Source organism: Flavobacterium phycosphaerae (assembly GCF_010119235.1).
Lineage (GTDB): Bacteria > Bacteroidota > Bacteroidia > Flavobacteriales > Flavobacteriaceae > Flavobacterium > Flavobacterium phycosphaerae.
The window spans coordinates 2260262-2286395 of sequence record NZ_JAAATZ010000001.1; the positions used below are offsets into that span (position 1 = coordinate 2260262).

Annotated in this window: 17 protein-coding genes, 1 other RNA gene and 1 pseudogene; 11 read left to right on the forward strand and 8 right to left on the reverse strand. The window is 38.0% G+C overall.

From position 1 onward, the window contains the following. Nucleotides 1-4: 4 nt before the first annotated feature. The 8 genes from GUU89_RS10045 (at nt 5) to GUU89_RS10080 (ending at nt 7460) form a co-directional block, all read left to right on the forward strand. Nucleotides 5-607, forward strand: a complete 603-nt coding sequence (locus GUU89_RS10045; protein ID WP_162127787.1) for an NUDIX hydrolase — start codon at nt 5-7, stop codon at nt 605-607. 30 nt (nt 608-637) lie between these two features. Beyond that, nucleotides 638-3214, forward strand: a complete 2577-nt coding sequence (locus tag GUU89_RS10050) for a T9SS type A sorting domain-containing protein (RefSeq protein ID WP_162127788.1) — start codon at nt 638-640, stop codon at nt 3212-3214. Nucleotides 3215-3721: 507 nt separating this feature from the next. Then, a complete protein-coding gene (locus tag GUU89_RS10055; protein WP_162127789.1) occupies nt 3722-4528 on the forward strand; it encodes a hypothetical protein in 807 nt (268 codons plus the stop codon). A gap of 344 nt (nt 4529-4872) precedes the next feature. Beyond that, nucleotides 4873-5085 (forward strand): hypothetical protein, encoded by a 213-nt coding sequence (locus tag GUU89_RS10060; RefSeq protein WP_162127790.1) that lies wholly within the window; start codon nt 4873-4875, stop codon nt 5083-5085. Between the two features lie 159 nt (nt 5086-5244). Next, the gene (locus tag GUU89_RS10065; protein WP_162127791.1) at nt 5245-5475 is read left to right on the forward strand and encodes a hypothetical protein; all 231 of its coding nucleotides are present in this window, start codon (nt 5245-5247) and stop codon (nt 5473-5475) included. Between the two features lie 458 nt (nt 5476-5933). Beyond that, the gene (locus GUU89_RS15425) at nt 5934-6185 is read left to right on the forward strand and encodes a hypothetical protein (RefSeq protein ID WP_394350913.1); all 252 of its coding nucleotides are present in this window, start codon (nt 5934-5936) and stop codon (nt 6183-6185) included. Between the two features lie 125 nt (nt 6186-6310). Then, nucleotides 6311-6694, forward strand: a complete 384-nt coding sequence (locus tag GUU89_RS10075; RefSeq protein ID WP_162127792.1) for a hypothetical protein — start codon at nt 6311-6313, stop codon at nt 6692-6694. Between the two features lie 43 nt (nt 6695-6737). After that, nucleotides 6738-7460 carry a YoaK family protein gene (locus GUU89_RS10080; protein ID WP_162127793.1) on the forward strand — a complete coding sequence of 241 codons (723 nt, stop codon included), beginning with the start codon at nt 6738-6740 and terminating at the stop codon, nt 7458-7460. Between the two features lie 11 nt (nt 7461-7471). Here the strand turns inward: GUU89_RS10080 and coaD are convergent, their stop codons facing one another. Beyond that, complete coding sequence (coaD, locus tag GUU89_RS10085) at nt 7472-7939, reverse strand: pantetheine-phosphate adenylyltransferase (protein ID WP_162127794.1); 468 nt, start codon at nt 7937-7939, stop codon at nt 7472-7474. A 4-nt stretch (nt 7940-7943) separates the two neighbouring features. After that, nucleotides 7944-8918 (reverse strand): D-alanine--D-alanine ligase, encoded by a 975-nt coding sequence (locus GUU89_RS10090; RefSeq protein ID WP_162127795.1) that lies wholly within the window; start codon nt 8916-8918, stop codon nt 7944-7946. Nucleotides 8919-9114: 196 nt separating this feature from the next. Here GUU89_RS10090 and GUU89_RS10095 point away from each other — a divergent pair, with 196 nt between their 5' ends. Then, on the forward strand, nt 9115-9729 hold the full coding sequence (locus tag GUU89_RS10095) for a PASTA domain-containing protein (protein WP_162127796.1): 615 nt from the start codon (nt 9115-9117) through the stop codon (nt 9727-9729). Then, nucleotides 9722-10765, forward strand: coding sequence for an RluA family pseudouridine synthase (locus GUU89_RS10100; RefSeq protein ID WP_162127797.1), 1044 nt, complete (start codon nt 9722-9724; stop codon nt 10763-10765). Before GUU89_RS10095 ends, GUU89_RS10100 begins: the two co-directional genes overlap by 8 nt. Nucleotides 10766-10800: 35 nt before the next feature. Here GUU89_RS10100 and lgt read toward each other — a convergent pair whose 3' ends face one another. From lgt to folE, 4 genes and pseudogenes are all read right to left on the reverse strand, one after another. Continuing rightward, on the reverse strand, nt 10801-11715 hold the full coding sequence (lgt, locus tag GUU89_RS10105; protein ID WP_162127798.1) for a prolipoprotein diacylglyceryl transferase: 915 nt from the start codon (nt 11713-11715) through the stop codon (nt 10801-10803). A 66-nt stretch (nt 11716-11781) separates the two neighbouring features. Continuing rightward, nucleotides 11782-12027, reverse strand: a complete 246-nt coding sequence (gene yidD / locus GUU89_RS10110; protein ID WP_162127799.1) for a membrane protein insertion efficiency factor YidD — start codon at nt 12025-12027, stop codon at nt 11782-11784. 20 nt (nt 12028-12047) lie between these two features. After that, nucleotides 12048-13528 (reverse strand): annotated as a pseudogene (gene cysS / locus GUU89_RS10115) (cysteine--tRNA ligase). Nucleotides 13529-13606: 78 nt separating this feature from the next. Continuing rightward, nucleotides 13607-14278 (reverse strand): GTP cyclohydrolase I FolE, encoded by a 672-nt coding sequence (gene folE / locus GUU89_RS10120; RefSeq protein WP_162127800.1) that lies wholly within the window; start codon nt 14276-14278, stop codon nt 13607-13609. A gap of 162 nt (nt 14279-14440) precedes the next feature. Between folE and GUU89_RS10125 the strand changes: the two genes are divergently transcribed. Then, entirely contained in the window at nt 14441-23935 is a 9495-nt protein-coding gene (locus GUU89_RS10125) for a T9SS type B sorting domain-containing protein (protein ID WP_162127801.1), read from the forward strand. A 302-nt stretch (nt 23936-24237) separates the two neighbouring features. Here the strand turns inward: GUU89_RS10125 and ssrA are convergent. Both ssrA and GUU89_RS10135 read right to left on the reverse strand, forming a co-directional pair. Next, nucleotides 24238-24635, reverse strand: a transfer-messenger RNA (tmRNA) gene (gene ssrA / locus GUU89_RS10130). 99 nt (nt 24636-24734) lie between these two features. Next, on the reverse strand, nt 24735-25937 hold the full coding sequence (locus GUU89_RS10135) for a serine hydrolase domain-containing protein (RefSeq protein ID WP_162127802.1): 1203 nt from the start codon (nt 25935-25937) through the stop codon (nt 24735-24737). Nucleotides 25938-26134 lie beyond the last annotated feature (197 nt).

Sequence of the window (26134 nt, forward strand, 5' to 3'; positions counted from 1 at the left end):
ACAAATGTATAAAGTTTTTGTCAACGATAAACCACTTTTTTTAACCAACGAAATCGCCAAAGAGACCGATTTTCAGTTGTTTTTGTTGGAAAGTATTGATATTGAGCAACTCATCATCAAAATGTTTCAGAACAAAATTCAGAAAGCCTATTTGTACTATCCGGATGAAAAAGCGATTCTGAAAAAAATGAAGGAGAAAATTCCGGTGTGTAAAGCCGGCGGCGGATTGGTGTATAATACAAACGGCGACGTTTTATTTATTTTCAGAAACGGCAAATGGGATTTACCCAAAGGCGGCATCGAAAAAAATGAAGAAATAGAAGATACCGCCATGCGCGAAATAGAGGAGGAGACGGGAGTCAACCAACTTACGATTACCAAAAAACTACAAAAGACTTATCATATCTTCAGACGCAATGGTAAATACAAACTAAAAGTCACCCATTGGTTTGAAATGCAATCCACTTTTGACGGAACCCCTTTCCCGCAAGCCAATGAAGGTATTGAAAGAGCGGTGTGGCTCAACCCGGAGCAGGTGAAAGAGGCGTTGAAGAACTCATACGAAAATATCAAGTTGCTTTTTGAAGAGGAAAAATTATTGAAATAGGAATTTTATTAAATAACATAAACTATAAAAATGAGAACAAAGATATTATCCATACTTATAGTTTTTACTATCTATTGTAATGCACAGATAGTAACTATACCCGATGCCAATTTTAAAGCAAAATTGCTAAGTGCCACAACAACCAATGCTGTTGCTTCCGGCCAAATTCCGTATAACTCTGGAGGCTTCCCTTCAGTAACGGTAACCAGCAAGATAGATACTAATAACGACGGTGAAATACAGGTAAGCGAAGCAGCTCTTATAAGATATCTTAATGTAGATAGTTCCAATATTACAAGTCTTGAAGGTATTAGCAGTTTTACCAATTTGCAGTCTTTGTCCTTGAAAGACAATCAAGTGTCAAGCTTAGACGTGAGCGCCTTAACTAGTTTAAAGTGGCTCTTTTGTAATCATAACCTACTGACTTCCATTAATGTATCAGGCCTTACCAACCTCTACAATTTTGAATGTGAATACAACCAACTTCCGAACTTGAATGTACAAGGACTGACTAGCTTACAGATTTTGAAATGCAAAAACAATCAACTTTCGTCGTTGAATATCCAAGGAACAATAATAAATTATTTAGACTGCAGCTATAATCAGCTCGGCGCAATTAACCTTCAGGGATTAACCACACTTCGTACTTTTTACTGTGGCAGCAATCAGCTTACATCCTTAAATCTACAGGGATTGACTCTTCTTTATGAATTATTTTGTGATAATAACCTGCTCACCTCATTAGATTTACAAAACCTGAATTTAAACACATTGGCATTTACCCATAATTCAATTTCTCAAATAAACGTATTGGGAATGACTAACTTACATGCTCTTTTTTGTAGTTATAATCAATTGAGTGAATTAGACCTGCACGGATTAGCTGCTCTTGGAACCGTAGATTGTTCCCACAATCAGCTTACAACAGTAAATTTCCAGGGATTAACAGAGCTTGATCTGTTATATTGCAATGACAATCTGCTCACAGAAGTCGATTTGCAATCTGCGGGTGGAGGTGGATCAAATTTTTATTTTGACAACAACCATTTGATTTCAATGTTTGTTAAAAATGGGTGGGTTACCGATAATGAAAGTTTTGCTAACAACCCAAATCTGCAATACATCTGTTGTGACTATAATGATTTTTCTATTTACAATAACGAATATAATATGATTATGAATAAGTTATTTCAATATGGAATAACCAATTGTCAGGTAAACTCCTATTGCTCCTTTACACCCGAGGGAACTTTTTACAGGATAACAGGCAACAATAAATACGACGAAGATGGAGATGGCTGCGATGCTTCAGATCCTATCATGCCAAACCTTAAATTTAATATTAGCAGTGGTTCTGTTTCAGGAAGTTTTATCAATGACAGTTCGGGGAGTACCAATTTCCCGGTACAGGCGGGGACCTATACATTTAGCCCTGCCTTGGAAAATCCATCTTATTACACAATTACCCCGCCATCTGCTACAGTAAGTTTCCCGACAACATCAAGCCCTTTTAATCAGGATTTTTGTTTTTTACCAAATGGCACACACCCTGATTTGGAAGTAATTATTTTACCAATGGATCCTATTATTTATATCAGTGGTACGGTTCGATATAAAATTATTTATAAAAATAAGGGAAATACAACCCAATCCGGTTCTGTAAATTTACTTTTCAATGATCCTGCTTTAGATTTGATATTTTCCGTTCCGTCAATCAACTCCCAAAACACCAATAATCTGACTTGGAATTTCAGTGATTTGCATCCTTTTGAAACCCGTTCAATTGATTTAGAATTCAATACTTTTAATCCTCCCTTATATGCTGGAGGATATTTAGATTACACCGCTACTATTTCGAGTCCCGCTATTGACGAAGCACCCGATAATAATACGATGTCAATTCGACAAACCGGCGATGTATTCTGTATTTATACTTATGTAAGTCCAATTCAGGGAAATACCTTACCATCCGATATGGTAGGGAGGTATACTCATTATATGGTTAGCGCGGAGAATACAGGTACTGATACCGCTCAAAATATTTTTATAAAAGATTTAATAGATACTTCAAAATTTGATATTTCAACCTTGCAGATTACAGATAGTTCATATCCCTGTGTAACCAAAATTACAGCGTCGAATAAAGTAGAATTTATGTTTGAAAACATTAATTTACCTGCTGCGAATAATACAAACCGCAATACAGTTGCATCAGTTGATAATCGCGTTTATGTAGCCTTCAAAATCAAAACTAAACCAACATTAGTAGCTGGCGATGTAATTAATAACTCAGCCAGTATTTATTTTAATTATGATTCTCCAACCAATACCAATAATGCTCAAACACTCATTACCGATACTCTGGGATTGAATGAAAATATCCTGACGAAAGTTTTAGTTTATCCAAATCCGGTAAAAAACATATTGAATATTGATACCGAAGACAACATAAATTCAACAGAAATATTTGATGTTAATGGGAGATTATTAGAAACAATACTATCAAATGAGAAAAAAATAAATGTAAGCAGTTTATCAAAGGGCGTCTATTTAATAAAAGCCCATACCGATAAAAAAGTAATTACAGCCAAAATAATAAAGGAATAAAAAACTAAAAAGACCGGTTCGAAAATATCAAGTTATTGTTTGAAGAAGAAAAGCTCCTAAAATAGGAGCTTTTTATTTTTTTACAACAACGCTATCCGGAACCAAAACGGTATACTCACTTCCATTATGATAATATCGCCTACTATACCGGAGCTGATATAAGAAATCTAAGTTGAGGAGTTTTCGGTATTTCGCTATACCTCATTCATTTTGGCATGGCCTTTTTTTGCCATGATTTCTTATTTTTAACTGGTATTCTACACTTTGTAGCAAAACTTGTTGTAGCAAAATAATTTGCTACATGATTTAATGCTACACTTTATTTTCATTTACAAAATGTTGCCAAAGCGATTCCCTGACTGTAACTAAGTAGCTGTTAGGCAGGGTTTACTTAAAAAATGTAAGTATAAGTTGTGTTAAATTTATATATTAGCTGTTGATAAATTGGGGGGTAGTAGGGCTATCAACTAGTTAGCAGCAATTAGAAAATTAACCTAATCAAGACATATGATAAATTATAACTATCTATTAATTAAGTCAATTATAACCGCAATTGGAGTAATTGTCTGTATAATCACTTTTTCTTATTGGCTATATAAATTAAAAAAAAATAAAAAAATAGCTTCTAAAGATTTTTATTTATCAATTTTTCTACTTTTTCTGAGTATTTGGGTTAATACATTTGATGAAGAATTTTTATATCGCTTCAATAGAGAACAATTATATATAACTGATAATTTATGGATTGATGCAGGTGTAATTACAGGAATCATTCATGTTATCCAAGTTTTAACACCATTAATAGCGATTTTATTTATACTAATTAAATCATTTAAAAATGTAAATAACAGTCAAACTGAAAGTCAAGTAGAGGATTTTGTTCAAAAAGTATTTGCAAATGAAAAATTTCATACAGCTTTCTTAACAAATCTACCTAAAGGGAAAAATGATGATGAATATGGCTTAGACTATATTCCTTTTATGCTACAAAGTATTGAAAATAAAAGGAAACGATTTAAAATATATTCTGAACGCTTTCTTACAGCAACATTGACATTAGGTGTTTTTTTTATAATTATTGTTATATTTTTTGGTTATATATTACTTGATGATAGTTCTATTGGCTTAGCCAAAAATATAGTAGATCTAAAAAAAGAATTGAGTATTGCAAACTCTAACATGGCTACAATCCAGGATGGAGATGCTTATGATAACCTTTTGAATACATACAGAGTAGATTTCTATACAATAAATAAAATGTCAAGTAAAAATGGTAAGAATCAAAAAGTAATAAACTCTATAAAAAAAACATAGAAAAATTTTCAAAGGACAAAAATTTTGAGGATTTTAATTCAGATTTCAAAAAATTAAAAGATTCTATTGTATATGATAGCAAAGACAATGTTCAGAGTTTTTATGAACAAATAGATAAAAAGTTAGATGAATATAATTCGTCCAAAAATCTTGCATTCTCAAACTATTCGTTTGCAACAAAAAATTTGACAGCATTAATTCCAAGAGTAGAAAGTGAAATTGAGAAACCACAAAATGAACTTCATGAACTTTTAAAACGGCTAATATTAAGTATCGTAATCATCTCGTTCTTTCTAGCAATATTAAGATATACAGCTAGACTATATCTAAACAATTATAATCTAATGATTCAAGCAGAAAATGAAGATTTAGCAATTCGAAAATTTTATGTGGCATTAAAAAATACAGATAAGAATCAAGATGAAAGAAAGTTGGTGATACAGAATTTTTTACAAATTTTTAATAAAGAAAACAATTCTGATTCTGACTTAAATTTATCAAAAGAAGAGAGTGGAATTTTAAAGGAATTATTAAATAATTTAATGAAAAAACTCTAACAGCTGCTAACAGCCGTTTCAAGAAATGCCGAAGAATGTGGTAAAACCACGTTTTTCTTTCGCAAGAAATTTATATTAGTGGAAAATATAAAGTCACGAACTTCGCTACTTCGTGAAGCGGCGTTACACTATGTGAGATTTTGCTCCAACAATACTTATATGAAAGAAAAAAATCCTTTTGAAGATTTAAAACTTGACAAGAAATCTGTAGCAGAAGCTATAGAAAGTTTAAACTCATTAGATTTAGAGAAAGTTGAAATAGATGATTTAAAAAAAATCATTCAAAGTACGTTTAAACTAATACCATTTCATCAACATATTATACCAGCAGGACAAAAATATATAGAGCACGTATTAATTATGATTATTCTAATTTTTTTGATAAAATAATTATAAAAAATGAAATAGAAAGTTTTAGTAATATATCACAAATCAGTAATAAGAAAGCTGAAGATATTAAAGAATTTGGCAGAGCAAATGTACCAGGGACATCATCATTTTATTGTTCTTCTAGCCTTAAATTAGCGTGTGCTGAAGTAATACAAAATGTTAAACATTCTTTTAAACCAGACAAAGAATTACCTTTTGTTACTGTTGGTGAATGGATTATTAAAAGGCCTATTATACTTGCTCCATTATTTTATAGCGACAAGGTAACTGGTGTCAGAGAAGACGTAGAAAAATATGTCAGTTCAAACAAAAAATACCTGAAAACTAAGTATAGTGATGAATCAATCGAAATTCATGATATAATTATTAAATTTTTTAGTGATCAATTTGCAAAAAAAGATATTAAATCTCATCATGACTACAAAATTAGTGCTTATTACAGTCAAATTCTCAACGATATGCAAACTTTAAACTACGATGGCATATTTTATCATAGTGTTGTTGCTAATTTCTCAGGAGCTAACTTATGCCTATTTGATAAAAGCTTAAGTTCTAAAATAGAACTCAAAAATACTTTTAAAGTAATGTGTGCAAATATAGACTTCAATTCAACCATTCCTAAATTTCATACTTTATTAATTGCAGAAAATGAAAATATTGATAAAGAAACTGGCGGAATTAGTTGGAAGGAAGCATTTAGGGTAATTTAAAAAAGCTCACACAACAACTCTTTCACCCAATAACCGGTTTACTTAAGCATAGCCAATAGTACTAAGTTGAAATTTTGCTTATCTTTACTAATAATCATTAAAAAGCCTCGACACGGTAGCAGCAAATGATAAAGTATCTATTATGTTGGTTTCCCATGGTGTTAATGGCCGTTGTAAACGGGGCGGCGAGAGACTTGGGCTATAAAAAATATGTGGGCGAATTAGCCGCGCATCAAATTTCTACGTTTTCGTTACTTATTCTAATCTTTATTTATAGTGGTTTAATTGTAAAATGGTGGCCGCCGAGTGATGAAAAACAGGCTTTGTTTATCGGAATTATATGGGCTGTGCTAACGTTACTGTTTGAGTTTGGTTTCGGAAAACTGAGAGGCAACACTTGGGAGCAGTTATTCCGGGCTTATAATGTAGCCGAAGGCCAACTTTGGATTCTTATTCCGATAGGAGTGGCTCTTGCTCCGTATATAATGTTTAAATTTATCGTGAAATAACGGCTTGGTACAACGCCACAGCCACAAAACAAACTAACTTACAATGTTTACCCATCAAGGCAAAGCCCGAACCTTAAGCCACAATTTGCGAATTGCCTCTTTACTGTCTTTTGTAGCCGGTATTGTCAATGTGGCCGGGTTTTTGGCGGTGCAAAAATTGACTACCAACGTAACGGGTCATTTTGCTTTTTTTGTAGACGAGCTCTTTAAGTTGCATTTTTGGGATGGCTTTGTGTACTTTTTGTATATCTTTTTCTTTTTTCTGGGGTCGTTTACGTCAAGTTATTTAGTGGAGCTTATTTCCCAAAAAACAGAAAGAAACCGCTATGTTTTTCCGGCTTCTATTGAAATTGTGATTTTATTTGGTATTGCCATTTTCGGCAGTGATTTAATCGCTGAAAATCCCAACATCATTGCTTGCAGTTTGTTGTTTGCCATGGGATTGCAGAATTCGTTGGTGACCAAAATATCCAATGCCACGGTAAGAACGACGCACCTAACCGGACTTTTCACCGATTTAGGCATAGAGTTGTCGCAATTGTTTTTTTATAAAGAAGCCGCTCAGAAAAAGCAATTGTATTCGTCAATTAAATTGCGGTTAACGATTATCAGTTTCTTTTTTATCGGCGGTATAGTGGGCGGTATATTTTACGGAAAACTGGCACTAAAAGTATTGTGCATAGCAGCCATCGCCCTGGTGTTCGGCTTGATTTATGACCACTTGAAACTCAAAATACTATTACTGAATCGAAAGTTGCATCATTAAAAACACCCGGTTTATTTCTCTTTTTTTACCACAACGCTATCCGGAACCAAAACGGTATAATCGCCACCATTTCTGATAACATCGCGCACTATACTGGAACTGATGTAAGAGGTTTTGGAGGCGGTCAGTAAAAAGACCGTTTCTATTTGCGATAGTTTTCTGTTGGTGTGCGCAATAGCTTTCTCGAATTCAAAATCGGCCGGGTTACGCAAGCCGCGAAGAATAAAATCGGCATCCAATTTTCGGCACAAATCAATCGTTAAGCCTTCATAAGTAATCACCGAAACTTTGGGCTCGTCTTTAAACGCGTCTTCAATGAATTTTTTGCGGTCTTCTAAAGTAAACATGTATTTCTTATCGGCATTGATACCAATAGCCACAATCACTTCATCAAACAGCGATACACCTCTTTTGATGATATCATAATGACCCAAGGTAATAGGATCAAAGGAACCGGGAAATACTGCTTTTCTTTTCATAAGATTACTTGTTTAGTGCCAATTCAAGCGCATTAGTAAATAAATCGGTTAGCGAGATACCCGCTTCTTTGGCTTGTTGCGGAATCAAACTTTCGGTCGTCAATCCCGGTATGGTATTCATTTCTAACATGTGAGGTTCGCCGTTAACGATGATGAATTCGCTTCGGGAAAAGCCGGTCATTTTTAAAACTTCGTAGGCTTTTTTGGCAACAGCCGAAACTTTGGCCGTCATTTCAGCAGAGATACGGGCCGGAGTGATTTCCTGTGATTTGCCCAAATATTTGGCTTCGTAATCAAAGAAGTCATTCTCCGAAACAATTTCGGTAATAGGCAAAACGGTGATTGTTCCTTTATAATTGATAACCCCAACGGAAACTTCGGTACCATCCAAGAAACTTTCAATGATGATTTCGTTATCTTCTTTATAGGCATTGGCAATGGCCAACAACAGTTCGTCTTTGGTTTTTACTTTGGTAATTCCGAAACTGGATCCTGATTTGTTAGGTTTGACAAAGCAAGGCAAGCCCACAGTATCCAATATAGCGTCTTGGTCGATAGTATCTCCTAAATTCAAATAATAAGAAGTCGCCGTCTTGATGCCGTAAGGTTTTAAAACTGATAATAAATCTCTTTTGTTGAAGGTCAAGGCCGCTTGATAATAATCGCAGGAACTTTGCGGAATGCCCAACAATTCAAAGTAGGCTTGCATCAATCCGTCTTCACCCGGCGTACCGTGAATGGCATTGAAGACTACGTCAAACGTAATTTTCTCTCCTTGTACCGTAACCGAAAAATCGTTTTTATCTATAGGGAACTCTTGGTCATTGGCGTCAACATACACCCATTTTTCTTTGAAGATGTGAATGCGATAGCCGGTGTATTTTGAAGTGTCCAAAAACTGGTAAACCACATTTCCGCTTTTAAGCGATATTTGATATTCACTGGAATACCCGCCCATGATGATGGCAACTTTTTTCATTGGTAGTTGGAGTTAAGTGTACGTTTAATGAGTAACAAAATTATCATTTTTTTTCACATGATAGCGTTTATTGTTTTTTTGATGAGGGGTAAGGGGCATAAAAATAAATGAGGTTGTTTTGGCACATGCAAATCATGATAATTTCAAACGAAATACCTTTATGTTTTTTATATCTTTGCTCAAATTAAATTTCTTTATGAGTTTACGAAAGTATCTTACCAGCCGCGTTTTCTTTGCTCAAATTTTGGCCGCTATGACTATAGTCGCTATCATTTCGTATTTGTTTTTTCATTGGATAACCTACACCACTCGTCACGGACAGGAAATCACGGTTCCCGATTTGAGTAAACTCTCCGCCGAACAGGCCGAAGAGAAACTAGACGCCCTTGATTTGGATTATATCATCTTGGATACGGTTGATTTCAGACCTGAGTTTCCAAAATTGACTATAGTAGAACAAGAGCCTAAAGCCGGTTCTAAAGTAAAAGAAGGTCGAAAAATTTACATCAAAATCAATGCGTCAAAGTATACTATGGTGTCTTTGCCTGATTTAGTTGAAAAAACATACCGTCAGGCAGTTCCAACGTTGGAAGCTGTCGGATTGCTAGAGGGAACGATTACCTACAAACCTTATTTAGGAAAAGATATGGTCTTGGAAATGCGAATGAACGGCAAGAAATTAAAAGCAGGGGATAAGGTATTAAAGTCCTCTAAAATTGATTTGGTGCTTGGAGACGGAAAAGTAGGTTTTGTTGAAGCTATTGATTCTACCGCTGTTGACACTATGCAAATTCCTACCGGAGATGAATAACAATACTGAAGCTCTTGATTTGGAAGACGAATTATTCGAACACCACCGCTTTGTTTCTCCTAAAGGACAATCGTTGTTGCGTGTGGATAAATTCCTGATGCAGCTAATAGAAAACGCTACTCGAAATAAAATTCAGAAAGCGGCAGAGGATGGTAATATTTGGGTTAATGATATTCCCGTAAAATCCAATTACCGTGTAAAGCCGTTTGATGTAGTGCGTGTGATGCTGACTCATCCGCCCTTTGAAAATCATATTATTCCCGAAGACATCCCACTGGATATCGTTTATGAAGACGATGCCTTGTTGGTTATCAATAAACCGGCAGGTTTAGTAGTGCATCCGGGTCATGGTAATTATACCGGAACTTTGGTTAATGCCTTGGCTTTTCATTTTGATAATTTACCGATGAATTCAAGCGAAAGACCCGGTTTGGTGCATCGTATTGATAAAAACACTACCGGACTTTTAGTAGTGGCCAAAACCGAAGCGGCTATGACTCATTTGGCCAAACAGTTTGAAGACAAAACTTCTGAGCGCGAATATATAGCGTTGGTTTGGGGAAATGTAAAAGAAGATGAAGGAACGATAGAAGGTAATATTGCCCGCCATGTGAAAGACCGCATGCAAATGGCTGTTTTTCCGGAAGGCGATCATGGCAAGCATGCCGTAACGCATTATAAGGTATTAGAACGTTTTGGGTATGTTACTTTGGTTTCCTGCCAATTGGAAACCGGTAGAACGCATCAAATTCGTGTGCATATGAAATACATTGGACATACTTTGTTCAACGATGCGCGTTACGGAGGCGATTTGATTTTGAAAGGAACTACGTTTACCAAATACAAACAATTTATCGATAATTGTTTTAAAACTTTGCCAAGACAAGCCCTACATGCTAAAACATTGGGCTTTGAACATCCGACTACTAAAGAGTTTATGCGTTTTGATACCGAGCTGCCGCAAGACATGCAGGAGTGTATTGAAAAATGGCGTAACTATGCTAAGTCGCATACCGAAGTCAATGAAGAAGAGTAATAAAAAAGTCCCGAATTATCGGGACTTTTTGTTTTTTAAATATCGTCTTCTACCGGTCTTTCGGCTACAAATAAATAGTAGACACCGATGAGAATAAATGGGATGCTAAGCCATTGTCCTGTGGTTAATAAACCAAAGGTGTCTTCAATACCTCCCTGACTTTCTTTGACATATTCGACTACAAATCGCACAGACCATAATAAAATTAAGAAATACCCAAAAATCAAACCGTGTTTTTGTTTGGCATTGGTTCTCCAGTATAAGAAAAACAAAGTCAGGAATACAAAGACATATAAAATGGCTTCATACAACTGAGCCGGGTGTTTAGCCGGTACTTTTTCTAAAAGCGCAGCATATTGCGGATTGGTGGCTATAGCTTTATAAGCTTCATTGACATCTGAAATTTTGGTGGCATTTACAGCCGCATTTGGGGTATAATAGTCTCTGATAAATTTTATCCCAAAAGCAGAGTCAGTTACTTTACCCACAATTTCAGAATTGAAAAAATTCCCAATTCGGACAAAGATGGCACCGCAGGAAACCGGAATCACTACGCGGTCAAGCACCCACAGCATAGGTCTGTGAATTACTTTTTTGCTGTAAAAATACATGGCAATGATGATGGCAATAGCGGCCCCATGACTTGCTAATCCTCGGAAACCGGTAAATTCGAATCCGTTTTCAAATTTAAAAGGCAACAAGATTTCGGAAAGATGGTTGCGAAAATATTCCCAATCATAGAAAAACACATGACCCAAACGGGCACCAAGCAGTGTGGCTACCACTGTCCAGATAAAAAGAGTATCAAGTTTGTCAATGGGAATGTTTTCTTTGTCATAAATACGTTTCATAATGTACCAGCCTAAGGCAAAAGCCACTACGAACATTAAACTGTAATAACGAATGGTAAAAAAGCCGATATTAATTCCTTCTGAGGGATTCCAAATCATGATTATGGGGTTTTAACAATTTCAAATTTATAAATATAAAACGTAAAAACAGAAAAGCATTAGCTTTTATTTATGACTGCATTTTTTTTCGGGTACGGGATCGTAACCACTTTTTCCCCAGGGATGACAGCTCAAAATACGTTTGATACCAAGATAAGTGCCATAGAAAAGACCATGGATTTTGAGGGCTTCGGCAAAATAAGAAGAGCAGGTGGGTTCAAAACGGCAAGTAGCCGGAGTGAAAGGGGAAATGGCCAGCTGGTAAAACCGAATTAAGAAAAGGAAAGGTGCAATAACAATTTTCTTTAGCATAATTCTAAAATCGTTACGGTTTATTGTATGCTAAAGGTAGTGCCTTCTTTTCCGTCTTTTAACTGAATGCCGAGTGCTGATAATTGGTCTCTGATTTGGTCTGACAAGGCAAAGTTTTTATTGGCACGAGCTTCCAATCGCATGTCGATTAGCATTTCAACCACACCTTCCAATTTATCCGAATTGTTGGCCGCTGTCTTTTCATCTTTGATTCCGATAACGTCAAACGTAAAGGTGTTCAAGGTATCCGCCAGTGTTTTTAAATCTTCGGCGGTCAGGGTTTCTTTGCCGTCTTTAACCAAATTCACCACTTTGATTCCTTCAAATAAATTAGCAATCAAAATAGGTGTATTGAAATCATCATTCATGGCATCATAACAACTCTGTTTCCATGTTGTAATGTCTACCGTTGAAGCAGCACTTGGTTGCAATTCTTTTAAAATAGCTAAGCCTTCCATCAATCGGTTGAATCCTTTTTCAGAAGCAATAATTCCATCGTTGGTGAAGTCTAAAATGCTGCGGTAATGCGCCTGCATCATAAAAAATCGAGCCACATTGGCCGAGAAGGCTTTACTCAAAAACGGACTTCCGCCATTGTATATTTCGTCCGGCAATATATTGTTTCCGGTTGACTTCGACATTTTTTTGCCATTTAGCGTCAACATATTAGCGTGCATCCAATAGTTCACAGGGCTGTGACCGGTACAAGCTTCATTTTGAGCAATTTCACATTCGTGGTGCGGGAATTTCAAATCCATTCCGCCACCATGTATGTCAAAAGTTTCACCAAGGTATTTGGTGCTCATGGCAGTACACTCTAAATGCCAACCCGGAAAGCCAACTCCCAAGGCGAAGGCCAACGCATGATGTGTTCCGGTTCTGCTTTTTTCCAAAGAGCAAAGTCCTGAGGGTTTTTCTTGTCGCTTTGTCCGTCAGTATCTCGGGTATTGGCCAACATTTCGTCAATGTTACGACCGCTTAATTTTCCGTAATGGTTAGTTTCGTTGAATTTGACCACATCAAAATAAACTGAACCATTGGTTTCATAAGCAAACCCTTTTTCAATAATCTGACTTACGATTTCAATTTGTTCAATGATATGACCGGTTGCCGTAGGTTCAATGCTTGGCGGTAAAAAATTGAATTGTTTTAATACATCGTGAAAATCAACGGTATAGCGTTGCACGATTTCCATTGGCTCTAACTGTTCTACTCTGGCTTTTTTGGCAATTTTATCTTCCCCGTCATCCACATCGTCCACGATATGACCTACATCGGTAATGTTACGCACATAACGCACTTTGTAACCCAAATGCAAAAAATACCTGAAAATCATATCAAACGACATAAAAGTACGCACGTTTCCTAGGTGTACATTGCTGTAGACCGTTGGTCCGCAAACATACATGCCTACATTGCCATCGTGTATGGGTTTGAAAAGTTCTTTATCTCCTGAAAGAGAATTGTATATTTTGAGGGTATGGTTTTTATAAAGTTGCATTTTGTTAGGAGCTATTTCCGGCTTTCCGCTCTATCTTTTTCTTTGACAAGAAAAAGGATGCCGCTGCTATCCGGGCTATTAAAAATTGGTGTCTAATCGAATGTAATCTAAAAATTCTCTACGGGTTTGTTCGTCTTTAAATTTGCCGCCAAATTCAGAAGTTACCGTACTGCTTTCAATGTCGCGAATCCCACGTGAATTGACGCACAAATGTTTGGCATCAATCACACAAGCCACGTCATCGGTTCCTAAAACTTTTTGTAATTCCTGTACAATTTGCATCGTTAAACGCTCTTGTACTTGAGGTCTTTTGGCAAAATAATCTACAATTCGGTTCATTTTCGAAAGGCCGACTACTGTTCCGTTTGAAATATAAGCTACGTGAGCGCGACCCACTATCGGAAGTAAATGATGTTCGCAAGTAGAGTAGAGGGTGATGTTTTTTTCTACCAGCATTTCACCATATTTATAATTATTTTGAAATGTTGAAGAGCTTGGTTTTTTATTAGGATTTAATCCGCCAAAAATCTCTTTCACAAACATTTTGGCCACGCGATTCGGAGTTCCTTTGATACTATCATCGGTCAAATCCATTCCTAATGTTCTCAATATATTTTCGACATCTTTTTTAATCGAATTTATTTTTTCTTCGTCGCTACTGTCAAAAGCATCTTTTCGTACAGGATTTTGGGCACTGGTCGCTATATGGTTATTACCTAATTCGTCCTGAAAATCTTCGTTATTTATCATTAAAATAAAAGAGTTAATTGGGGTTTTTGAATAAGAAAGCAAAGATAAATAATAATATTTAAACTCAATCCGGAAGTGTTAATATTTGAAAATATTTAAATTTTTAAGTTAATTATCTCTTAAAAAAGTGTAAATTTCGCTCCAAAAAAAAGCAAATAAATTATGAAAAAGAGTTACTTTTTAAATTTTTCATTAAATAAACTAAATTTAGCTGTAATTTTTGTAACGTTCCTCGCGGTGTTTCTTGTACCCACTACAGGGATGTCTCAACAACAAAAAAATGCAACTAATAAAACCAACGCAAAAGGAATTAATCAAGCTGCTCTCCCGGGTACGTTTGAAAGTTTAGGCAATACCATGTCAAGACAGTCAAGTTCAAACGGACCAAGTTTGAATAGTACTCTTGCCGGAGCATTGTCTGAAATTTATAGTGTAACCGGGCAGTATACACTTTCTGCTGACGGTATTGGTTCGTCCTCATCTGCAATGGCGATAAGGGTAAATAAGCCTAATGCCGGAGCCACTGTGCTAAAAGCAATTTTAATGTCTTCTGCCACTGCTACAACTGTTCCTGACGGTTGTGTAACATTGTCAGGGTCTCCAATAAATTGGAATGGTTCAGCAACAAACGCTAGCAGCACAACTTTTAATAACTATTGGGCTGATGTAACTAGTCTAGTTGCTGCTCAAATCAATGCTTTTCCAGCCGGAATTTCAACATTGAATATTACAGAGTGTAGCTCGTCCGGTATTGAAGGAGAAGCACTTTTAGTTGTTTTTAATGATGCTACTGCTACTGAAAAGACCATAATAATAATGTTTGGGGCTTCAACACCCTCCGGAGATAATTTTTCGCTTACACTTGCTCAACCTATAGACCCGGCGGCTCCCGGAGCATTGTTGAATATGGGATTGGGAATTGGTTTCAGTTATCAGAATGGTGGAGGAAGTCAAACGTCACAAGTATCGGTTAATTCACAAATGCTATCCAGTTCAGCCGGTGGAGAAGATGATGGAGAATCTGCCAATGGAGGTTTGATAACTGTTGGAGGAATTGGTGATACCAATACAAATCCGGCAAATCCTAATGCCGGACCAACCGATCAATATACGGATGATGAAGTGTATTCCATTTTGCCGTTCATTACTAATACCACCACCAGTTTGAATATCAATACGGTTAATCCTTCAGGAGATGATAATATTTTCTTGGCTTATTTTACCTTGTCAGGTTCAGCTATTGTGGGTGAAGGTATTTTATTGTCACAAACTACTACTTCAGGGAATGTAGGAACCAGTCATACAGTTACAGCTGTTGTTAAAGATACTAACGGATTACCGATAGTAAATACAGCTGTTACCTTTACTATCACTTCCGGACCAAATGCCGGGCTTGCGCCTTTTACCGTTACAACGGATGCCAACGGGCAAGCAACTTTTACTTACACAGGGACTGCAGGCGTAGGTATTGATACTATTGTGGCTTGCTTTACGGATAGTCTAAGTCAAGTAACTTGTTCTAATATACTTTCGTTTCAATGGGTTATTTCAGCATTAGTGCCAACTATTGTATGCCCGGCAAACGTTACGGTTACTGCTACAGCAGGTTTATGTGGTGCTAATGTTTCTTATGCGGCGGCAGTAGCTTCGGGAAGTCCGACTCCTACTGTAACCTATTCACAAGCGTCGGGTAGTTTCTTCCCGGTAGGGTCAACCACCGTTACTGCTACGGCAACTAATAGTAATGGCTCAGCCTCTTGTCAGTTTATAGTGCAAGTTAATGATACTGAAAATCCTGTAATAACTGCTTTGAATATTACTAGATGTTATGAAGCAGATAGTTTTGGTTGTGCCATTGCTTTGGGAGTAACTGCTACGGATAATTGTGGCATCGCCTCGCTTACCAGTAATGCCCCGGCTTGTTTTCCAGTAGGAACTACTACTGTAACATGGACAGCTACTGATGTGAACGGAAATGTATCGACTGCAACTCAAACGGTAGTCAGATATAATCCACTTCAATTAACCATTGCGGCAACACCAAACCCAATTTGTTTGAATGGTATTAGCACGCTGAAAGCTATTGCGAATACTTTCAGTACTACTTCGGCAGTACCATTAGATCCTATGGTGGGGGCTACAACAGTTATTAATAGCGCAAGCGATAATACGCCTACAACCTCTACTAATCTTGGGTTTACCTTTGATTTTGGAGGCATCAGTTATACCTCTTGTTTTATTTCTCCTGATGGATGGTTACTTTTAGGAGGCACTACGGCTAATGGCCAACCGGTCAATGTTACTACCAGTGCACAAAACACACCTAAGCTCTATCCTTATTGGGATGATTTAGCTACAGGAACAACCGGTAGTGTGAAGACGTTAGTTACCGGTACAGCACCAAACCGTATTTTTATAGTGGAATGGAATGTTACTATTCCCAAAAATACTGCTGCTCCGGCTAATTCAACTTTCCAAATGTGGCTCTATGAAGGAACTAATGTGGTAGAGTATCACTATGGTACTATGGGAGCACAAACTTCCAATAGTATTTCTGCCGGATATACCGTAAATGCAACAAACTACAGTAGTATTAATTTTGCTACTAATTCGGCCAGTACCACTACACCTTACGATACTAATAATACGGTGCCTGCTTCAGGAACAACGTTCACCTATACGCCATTGACTTCACTTATTTGGTCTCCAACTACAAATTTATTTACAGATGCAACAGCAACTACACCTTATACAGGCGATTCAAGAGATGTGGTTTATGCTACAAACGTACCACTTACCGGTGCAACTTATACCGTAACGGGTACTAATGCTGTAGGATGTAATGCTACAAGCAATGTTACTGTAAATGTTTCTGTTCCAACGGCATCGATGTCGGGTAACCAAACAATATGTCCAGGCAATACGGCTACTTTTTCTATAACAGCAACTCCTAACTCTTTAGTAACTATTACAGCTACCGGTGAGCCGGTTCCTTATACAGTTAACGTTGGTCCTACAGGAGTTTATTTGTTTACCACTCCACCTTTAAATAGTACCACTGTTTATGAAATTACCAAAGTAAGAGGATTTTTCACCTTTTGTGAATCAACTATTACAGGACAAATAGTAACTATAACTGTTGTGCCTAACGGATGTGCAACAGTAGAGCCAGTACCGGCACCAGATAATTTACCGGTTGATACTACTTTTTGTACCACTGGAGAGTGTAGAACATTAATGGCTAATATTTCGCCTATACCTTCAACTACTGATTATGCAGTTACCAGTATTCCTTTTTGTCCTCAGGCTTCATTTGATGATCCAACGTTTACCAGGTTCCCGGTAGGTGCGGATGATGTTTATTCTCTTCCCTTTACTTTACCATTTGATTTTTGTTTTTATGGAACAAATTACAATAATGTTCAAATTGGAGACAATGGAGTAATAAGTTTTGGGACCAATTATCCTGCAACTCCTGCCACATCGAATTCATGGCAACAGACCGTCACTACATTTGCGAACCCAAATTTTCCTGGAGCTACTTACGCAGATAATCCTTTCCGAAATAAGATTTGTGGTGTTTATCAAGATACAAATACCTTGATAAATCCCCCGTTACCTCAGTTACCTACTGATAAAAGTGTTAATTACAAATTAATAGGAACTTACCCTTGTAGAAAATTAGTAGTAAATTTTGATAATTTAGCTCAGTTTAGTTGTGGCTATGGTTCTGGCTCACAAACTTCACAAATTGTTTTGTATGAAGTATCTAATATTATTGAAGTTTATGTACAAGATAGGACTCCTTGTAATGGTTGGAATTCAGGAAGAGGAGTTATTGGAATAAAAGGAGGAGGAGCCAATCCACCATTTAAAGTTGCTCCTAACAGAGATGTTGGTAACTGGACGGCACATCAGGAAGCTTGGCGTTTTACACCAACTGGACCTAATGTACCTGTAGTTGTAAAATGGTTCGAAGGGACAACACCTATTGCATCAAATCCTGATGGTAGTGTAACAGTATGCCCTACAGCGGATACCACTTATACATTACAAGCTAATTATACTGTTTGTGGGGTTCCTCAAACAGCAACGCAAGACTTTAATATGTATGTGCATCCTGATTCCACAGGAGAACCTATCGATATGGCAGGATGTTTTCCAAGCTGTTTTGATTTAACATTGAATGACGCCGAAATATTAGGAACTTTAGATCCTAATGATTATGAAATTAATTATTACACTTCAGCTGTTAATGCTGAAGCCGGTATTAATCCAATCACTCCTGCTACTAATTTTTGCCCTCCGGGACCTGGGGTTTATGATATATATGTAGGTATTGAATTAGCCGCTTTTAATTGTAAAATTGTTAAGCACTTTACAGTTACCGTGGGTGTTTCTTCAACCGCTACTATTTCCGGAACAACCACAGTTTGTGAAGGGGAGTCTGCTGCAATAACCTTTACCGGTGCTGATGGTTTAGCTCCTTACACCTTCGATTATCTTGATTATAATGGCGTGTTACAGTCTATAGCTTCACCTAGTACGTCTGATAGTGTAACGGTTAATGTTCCTACGGGAACTTTTGGAACTTATACTTATACTTTGGTGGGTGTAGGAAGTGCTCTGGGATGTTATCAAAATCAAACAGGTTCCGCCACAGTTACAGTGAATAAAATGCCAACAGCTACTATAGCCGGTGATATTACTCAATGTGAAAGTGATCCTGCTGCTACAGTAACTTTTACCGGTGCAAATGGAGATGTTCCTTATTTATTTACCTATCTCGACCCTGACGGAATACAACAGACTATTCCTTCTTCAGGAGTTGGTAATACAGCAACGATTACTGTTCCTACAGCCGCAGGCACCTATGTTTATACATTAGTGAGCGTTGCGAGTTCATCAACACCTGCTTGTTCGCAAAACCAATCGGGTACTGCTACTGTAATAATTAATCCGTTACCAACGGCCACAATATCAGGAACTTCTTCAATTTGTTTGAATACTACGCCAGATCCTCAAATTACTTTTACAGGAGCTGATGGTGTTTCACCTTATACATTTACCTATTTAGATAGTAATAATGTTTCACAAACTATATCAACGCTTGCCGGTAATGATACTGTTACACTAGTTGTTCCCGCTTCTGCTGTTGGTACTTATACTTATACATTAGTAAGTGTAGAAGATTCCAGTGCAACAACTTGTTCTCAAAATCAATCTGGATCAGCAACTATAACTGTTACAGCAAGACCTACAATCACCACACCAACCCCTTATGTAGTTTGTGATGATAATCAAGATGGCATTTACTGTTTATTTGATTTAACAACTAAGGATGCAGAAATTGCTACTGGTCCTGTTGTTATTGAATACTATACGACCTTAGCCGATGCAGAGTCAGGAACAGCCACACCACTTACGAGTCCTTATTGTAATACTACGGCAAATGCTCAAACTTTATATGTTAAAGTTTATTTTTCAGGTTTCCCGGATTGTTATACAACTACCACATTACAACTAGTTGTAAATGTGCCTCCAATTCCAAATCCTGTTATTGCGGATTATGTATTGTGTGATTACACAACTTCTGGCGATAACGTAGAGCAGTTTGTGCTTCACAGTAAAGATTTAGAGATTGCTAATGGACAGAGTGGCGTAGTGGTAAGTTATTATCTTACTCAGGCCGATGCGTTAAGTCAAACGAGTCCGCTACCTAATTTATATACATCAGGCACGCAACAAATATGGATTAACATCCGTTATACGGCTACGGGTTGTAATGCGGTTAGTTCGTTTAATCTGATTGTGAATCCACTGCCGATTGCTGCGACACCACCAACGCTTTATGTATGTAGCAATGGAGCTACCAATCAGGCGTTATTTGATTTAACACTAAATGAAGGTAATGTTAATGCTACAGGCTTAGTGACCTTTACTTATTATACTACTTTGGCCAATGCTCAAAATGAAGTGAGCGCTATTGGTTCGCCGGCCAATTATTTAGGAACCGACAACCAAACGATTTACATTAGAGTAGAAAATACAGCCACGGGTTGTTATGTTACCACTACTCAATTGTTACGTGTTACCCAGGGTCCTGTGGCCAATACACCACCGGCATTACAACTGTGTGATCCGAACAATGACGGTATTGTAGTTTTCAATTTAGAAGATGCTACTGCTTTTATTGCCGGTACACCAAATCCTTCGAGCTTAGGAGTGACGGTAACGTATCACGAAACCCCAACGGATGCCATAACAGGCGCCAATCCGATATTGATTCCTTATAGTAATATCTTTAACTGGACACAAACCATTTATGTTAGAGTATTTTACACCTTAACAGGCTGTGCGAATTATGTTCAACTTCAACTAATTGTCAACCCAACGCCTGAGGCCGTAAGTCCAACGGATTACCATTTGTGTGATTACACGGGAGCCGTAGGGTATGAGGCCTTTGATTTAACGACCAAAGTTCCTGAGATTTTAGGCAGTATTAACCCTGCTTTGACTTCGGTAACCTTTTATACCTCACAAACAGCGGCTGAAACCGCTACGGGTGCTATCTCGAATGTGACCAATTACATCAATGGTACGATAGATACTCAAACGTTGTATGTTCGAGTAGAGACGATTGCTACGGGTTGTTTTGATATTGTGACCTTAACTTTAGTGGTTGATCCGCTACCGATTGTTCCTCCGATTAGTTATCCTCAGTATTCGCTTTGTGATGATAACAATTCGGGCAATTGTAAAGAGGTATTTGATTTAGGCTCTAAGGTAGCCGATATCTTGAACGGACAAACGGGAATGAGCGTTACGTTCTACCCGAGTTTAACCGATGCTCAGAACAATACCAATGCCATCAGCACTTTGTTGTATGAGAATGTATTGCCTTGTGTTCAGACCTTAGGTATTCGCATTACCAACCAAGCCACCACTTGTTATGTTATCTCCACGATGGATATCCGCGTGAACCCACTACCGACACCGGTTCCACCAACAGAGCCGTTAACGGTTTGTGACGATAACCAAAATGGTATAACCTGTGATATCGATTTAACAAGCCTAACTCCGGATATCTTACAAGGAGCGGATTATGATATAACCTACCATGAGACCCAGACTGATGCCGAGATTGGAGGTACTACCATTCCTAATCCGTCAAGTTACTGCAACATCACTAACTTTGTGCAGATTATTTATGTGCGTGCAGAAGACCCAATCACAGGCTGTTACAGTGTTATTCCAATAGAGCTTAACGTAAATCCAAGCCCTGTTAAACCGGTTACTATCCCGGATTTGGTGACTTGCGACCAAGACAACAACCCACAGAGCGGCAGTACTATTGTTGATTTAACCAGCAAAACGGCCGCTATCCTGCTGCTTCAGGCACCAAACCCGGCAAGCAATTACACCGTTACGTATTATCTCAGCCAAGGCTTGGCCGATGCCGGCACTTCCCCGATTATTAATGCCGCTACGTATTTTGGTAGTGACACCCAAGTTATTTGGGTTAGAATAGAGGATAATGCAACGGGTTGTTACGCTTTAGGTTCCTTCCAATTGGTTATCAACAAACCATTATTGTTAATCACACCGCAACCACTGAGCAAATGTGATAATGATACGGCATCGAACAATTTGTATTACACTTTTGATTTAACGGTAAAAAACACCGAGATTAATCAAAATACAGGCTATACGGTTACGTATTACCCAAGCCTTGTGGATGCTCAGAACAATACCAATGTGATTACTACCCCGAGTGCGTATACCAATACCTCTGCGGCAGTACAAACCCTTGGCGTTTTGGTCACCACCACAGCAGGATGTAAAAGCATCACCACCTTAGACATCAGAGTACTTCCGGTACCTACGCCACAGAGCAACAATATTCCGGTATTGGCCGCGCAGTGTGAGGATGCTCCGGGTAGTGGTGTGGCTCAGTTTGATTTAACCCTGAATGAGGCTTATATAGCCAATGGCGATACCCATGTTGATTTCCATTACTTCCCAAGTCATGCTGATTTGGAAGCCAATACTAGTGAGATTTTAAATCCGACTACGGCCATAGTGGGCGACCCAAGTATAGCCGGAACGACCATCAATCAGGTGCAGTATGTCTATGTAGCAGTGACCAGTGATGTCTCTACGGATTACACCGGTAGAAAATGTTACAAAGAAGTACAACAAGGCTTTATAGTTAATCCATTACCGAGTATCAGTGCCATAGCGGATTATCAAATCTGTGAGGCCGACCCATCGGGAGTGAATGACGGTATAGAGGTTTTTGATTTAACGACTCAAAGTGCTGCTTTACTGCAAGGGAATCAAACCACACCGGTATCCGCTTACAGTGTTGCGTTTTATGAAGATGCCGCCTTAACAATACCGATAACAACGCCAAATGCGTATACTAACCTGACTAACCCTCAGACGATTTATGTGGAGATTACCAATACCACCACAGGTTGTAAGAGCGGTATGGGCAGTTTCAATATTTTGGTTAATCCAAAACCAACGATTAACTACACCATGGCCGACATGAAAGAGTGTGATTATGACGGGAATAACAACGGCACGATGCTGTATACACAGAACCCAACAAGCCCACTAGCTAGTTTAGCGGGTTATGAAGCCGACATCTTAGGGGCAACACAAACAGCGCCGACGTATATCGTAGAGTTCTATTACAACAGTCAGGCAGATGCTGAGGCAGGGAACTCGGGTAGTGCTTTGACTAATTTAGATACGTATGAAGTACAAACAGGTACCTATTGGGTACGTGTTGAGAATACTCTAACGGGTTGTTATGAACTGGATTCATTTGATGTAGTTATAGAGAAACTGGCCGAGCCGGTGATTACCAGCAACACGGGCAGCAATATTGCTTGTGTACGATGGAACCAGACGACAGTGAACAACAATTTAATCTTGAACAGTGGCATCACGGCACCGGGCTACACCTTTAACTGGTATGCCAATAATCAACCGGTGGTTGGAGAGCACGCCAGTACACTAAATATAAACAATATGGCCCTTACCGATACCCATGTGGTGTATACGGTTGAGGCGGTTAGTTTATCTCCAATGTTGGGTTGTACTTCGGACATTACGGCGCTTTCTACCTTTGATGTTATTAAGTCGGGCCCTGCGGATAATATCACTGCTACAGTAACCAATGCCTTTGCGGAGAATCAAATCATAACCATCACCAATGACGGTTATGGAGTGTATGAATACAGTTTGGATGACGGCCCGAGACAAACCAGCCCAATCTTTGAGAATGTTTCCTTAGGGAACCATACAGTGTATGTTTGGGATGTAAGAGACCCGAATGGTTATTCGTGTGGAGTAGAGTTTATCAAAGACGTACAAACGATAGATTACCCTCATTATTTTACCCCGAACGGCGATGGGTATCATGACAATTGGAATATTAGTGGATTGCATGATCAGCCGAGAGCTAAGATTTACATCTTTGACCGTTATGGCAAACTGCTTAAACAACTTAGTCCGCTTAGTCCAGGTTGGGACGGGACATACAATGGTCACTTGTTACCGTCGGATGACTACTGGTTTACGGTAGACTTTGCCGAGGGCAGTAACATGCGTCAGTTCAAAGCACACTTCTCGCTTAAACGATAAGACAGACAGAAAAAAAATAGACCAAAAAACTCCTCAAGAAATTGAGGAGTTTTTTTATGGCAAGATGAAAAGAAATCAATCAAAAGTTGTGGCAAAAAAATCGAATTAAAAATTTTGCCACAGATTTTGTGGCAAAATTTTTTTTAAAAAAAATTGCCACAACTTAAGATGAAAACTCCATGCGTCCATATAGCCCCGACAGGAGTTGGCTACCATGTAGCGCGGATGGCGGGAGGGGAGTTGTACCGATGCAGGGAGTGCCGCTGCTAAAAAGAAAATCCCACCTAAAAAGGCAGGATTTGAAGTGGAGTCGGGGAGAGTCGAACTCCCGTCCAAACAAGCAACTAAAGAGCTTTCTACACGCTTAGTCTTTACTTAGGTTTTCGACATCAGGCTATGCTAAAGACAGCGACCCGAGGCTTAGCTCTATGAGTGTCAGAAAGGATTCAGAACATTACCTTTCCTAGGTTTACTTTTACGGTTCACCTAAACCAACCGCCATAAACCAAGGCTTTTGAGGTGAATCCAGCTTCCCTACCTTGTAGGGACGTGGCTAATCTTACTATAATTCAGATTATGCAGCTAAAGCGTAATTATTTTCGCCGTTTATAAGTTCGTACCCTTGGATTTACGAGCAAATGGTACCATGCTCGACGTGCTTACTGTTCAATTCGACTTGCTGTCAAAACCAGTCGACCCCAGATTTAGTTTAGAATTACGAATTACGAATTCTTCGTTCAAAACTAGAGGCAAAGATACGTTATTTTAGAGGCTAAAGCAATACGCCTCACTAAGTATATTATTCTTCGCCTTCATCATTTAATTTGAATGGGTAATCGCCAAAAAGGGACGCTAATTTTTTAGTTTGATAGGTTTTTTTGGTGAACTTATTGGATAAGACAATGATCGTAACTTTTTCTTTTCGCAAAGTAATAAAACAAGAAGTGTTACCATGCCACCAACCGTTGTGGTAGTAAAAAGGTTCTCCTTTTTCAAATTCCATCATTCTGACACCAAGTCCGTAGTTTCTTTGGCCTTTGCTCTCGTAGCTATAGCCTTTGTAGACTTTTTTCAATAAGTCGGAATTCAGGAAAAAGGGTGCATAACGGGCCTTGTCAAATTTCAGCAAATCTCTCGGTGTGGAGTAGATATTTTTATCGCCATAAACGCCATCCAGATAATCAATACCAATTTCAACATTGTTCCCTTTATAGGATGGGGCAACGTTTCCTCTGTCTTTAGTAATATCAAAAACGAAAGTATTGTTCATTCCCAGCGGAGCAAAAATCATCTCCTTCATGGCTTCCGGATATTTTAAACCGGTAATTTTTTCGATGATTAATGCCAACATAGCATAGTTGGTATTGCAGTAGCTGAAGCGGGTATCGGTTCTTGATTCCAAGGGGATTTGTTTCTCTACCATAACTTTAACAATGTCTTCGTTGGTCAGTGTTTGTTTTTTATCCCAATTGCCGTTTTCATAGGTGAAATAAGCGTAATTTTTCATTCCGCTTCTGTGATTCAACAGGGTTTGGATAGTAACATCAGGATATGGAAAGTTTTTGATAATGGTATTTACCTTTTGATCTAAAGTAATTCGCTTAGTATCAATTAGCATCAAAATTGCGGTTGATGTCAAAACTTTGGTCACTGAAGCAATGTGCAACGGAGTATCTTTGGTTATGTTCTCATCCGTTCTTTTATTGGCGTACCCCATGTAATTTTCATAAATAATCTGGCCGTTTTTGGCAACCAAAAAAGCTACGTTATCGTTTTTTTCAGACCACCCTTTTTCAAAGAAACGCGACACTCCATATTTCTTATCATTGATATATGAAGTTTTTAAAGCAGGCAATTCTTCCTGCAAAGGCTGCATTACCGGAATGCCGTTTTTATTTACTTTTACAATACCATCGTCATTTTTTTCCTGTTTGGTACAAGACGTAAAAAGTACAGCAGCGGCAAATAGCAAGGAGGTATATCGTATAATTTTTTGAGACATTTTTATATAATTGGATAACAAATATAAGTATTCAAGGTACTGATAAAATGGCTTTTTCAGAAAGCTATTAACAGGTTTTTCACAATTTACATTCGGTATTTTATAAGGTGGTAAGTATCAATGCCTGTCAAAAAAAGAGGGTTTGTAATTTTTCTTAAAAAGTTTTGAAAACGTTTTCGTTACCCCTACTTTTGGGG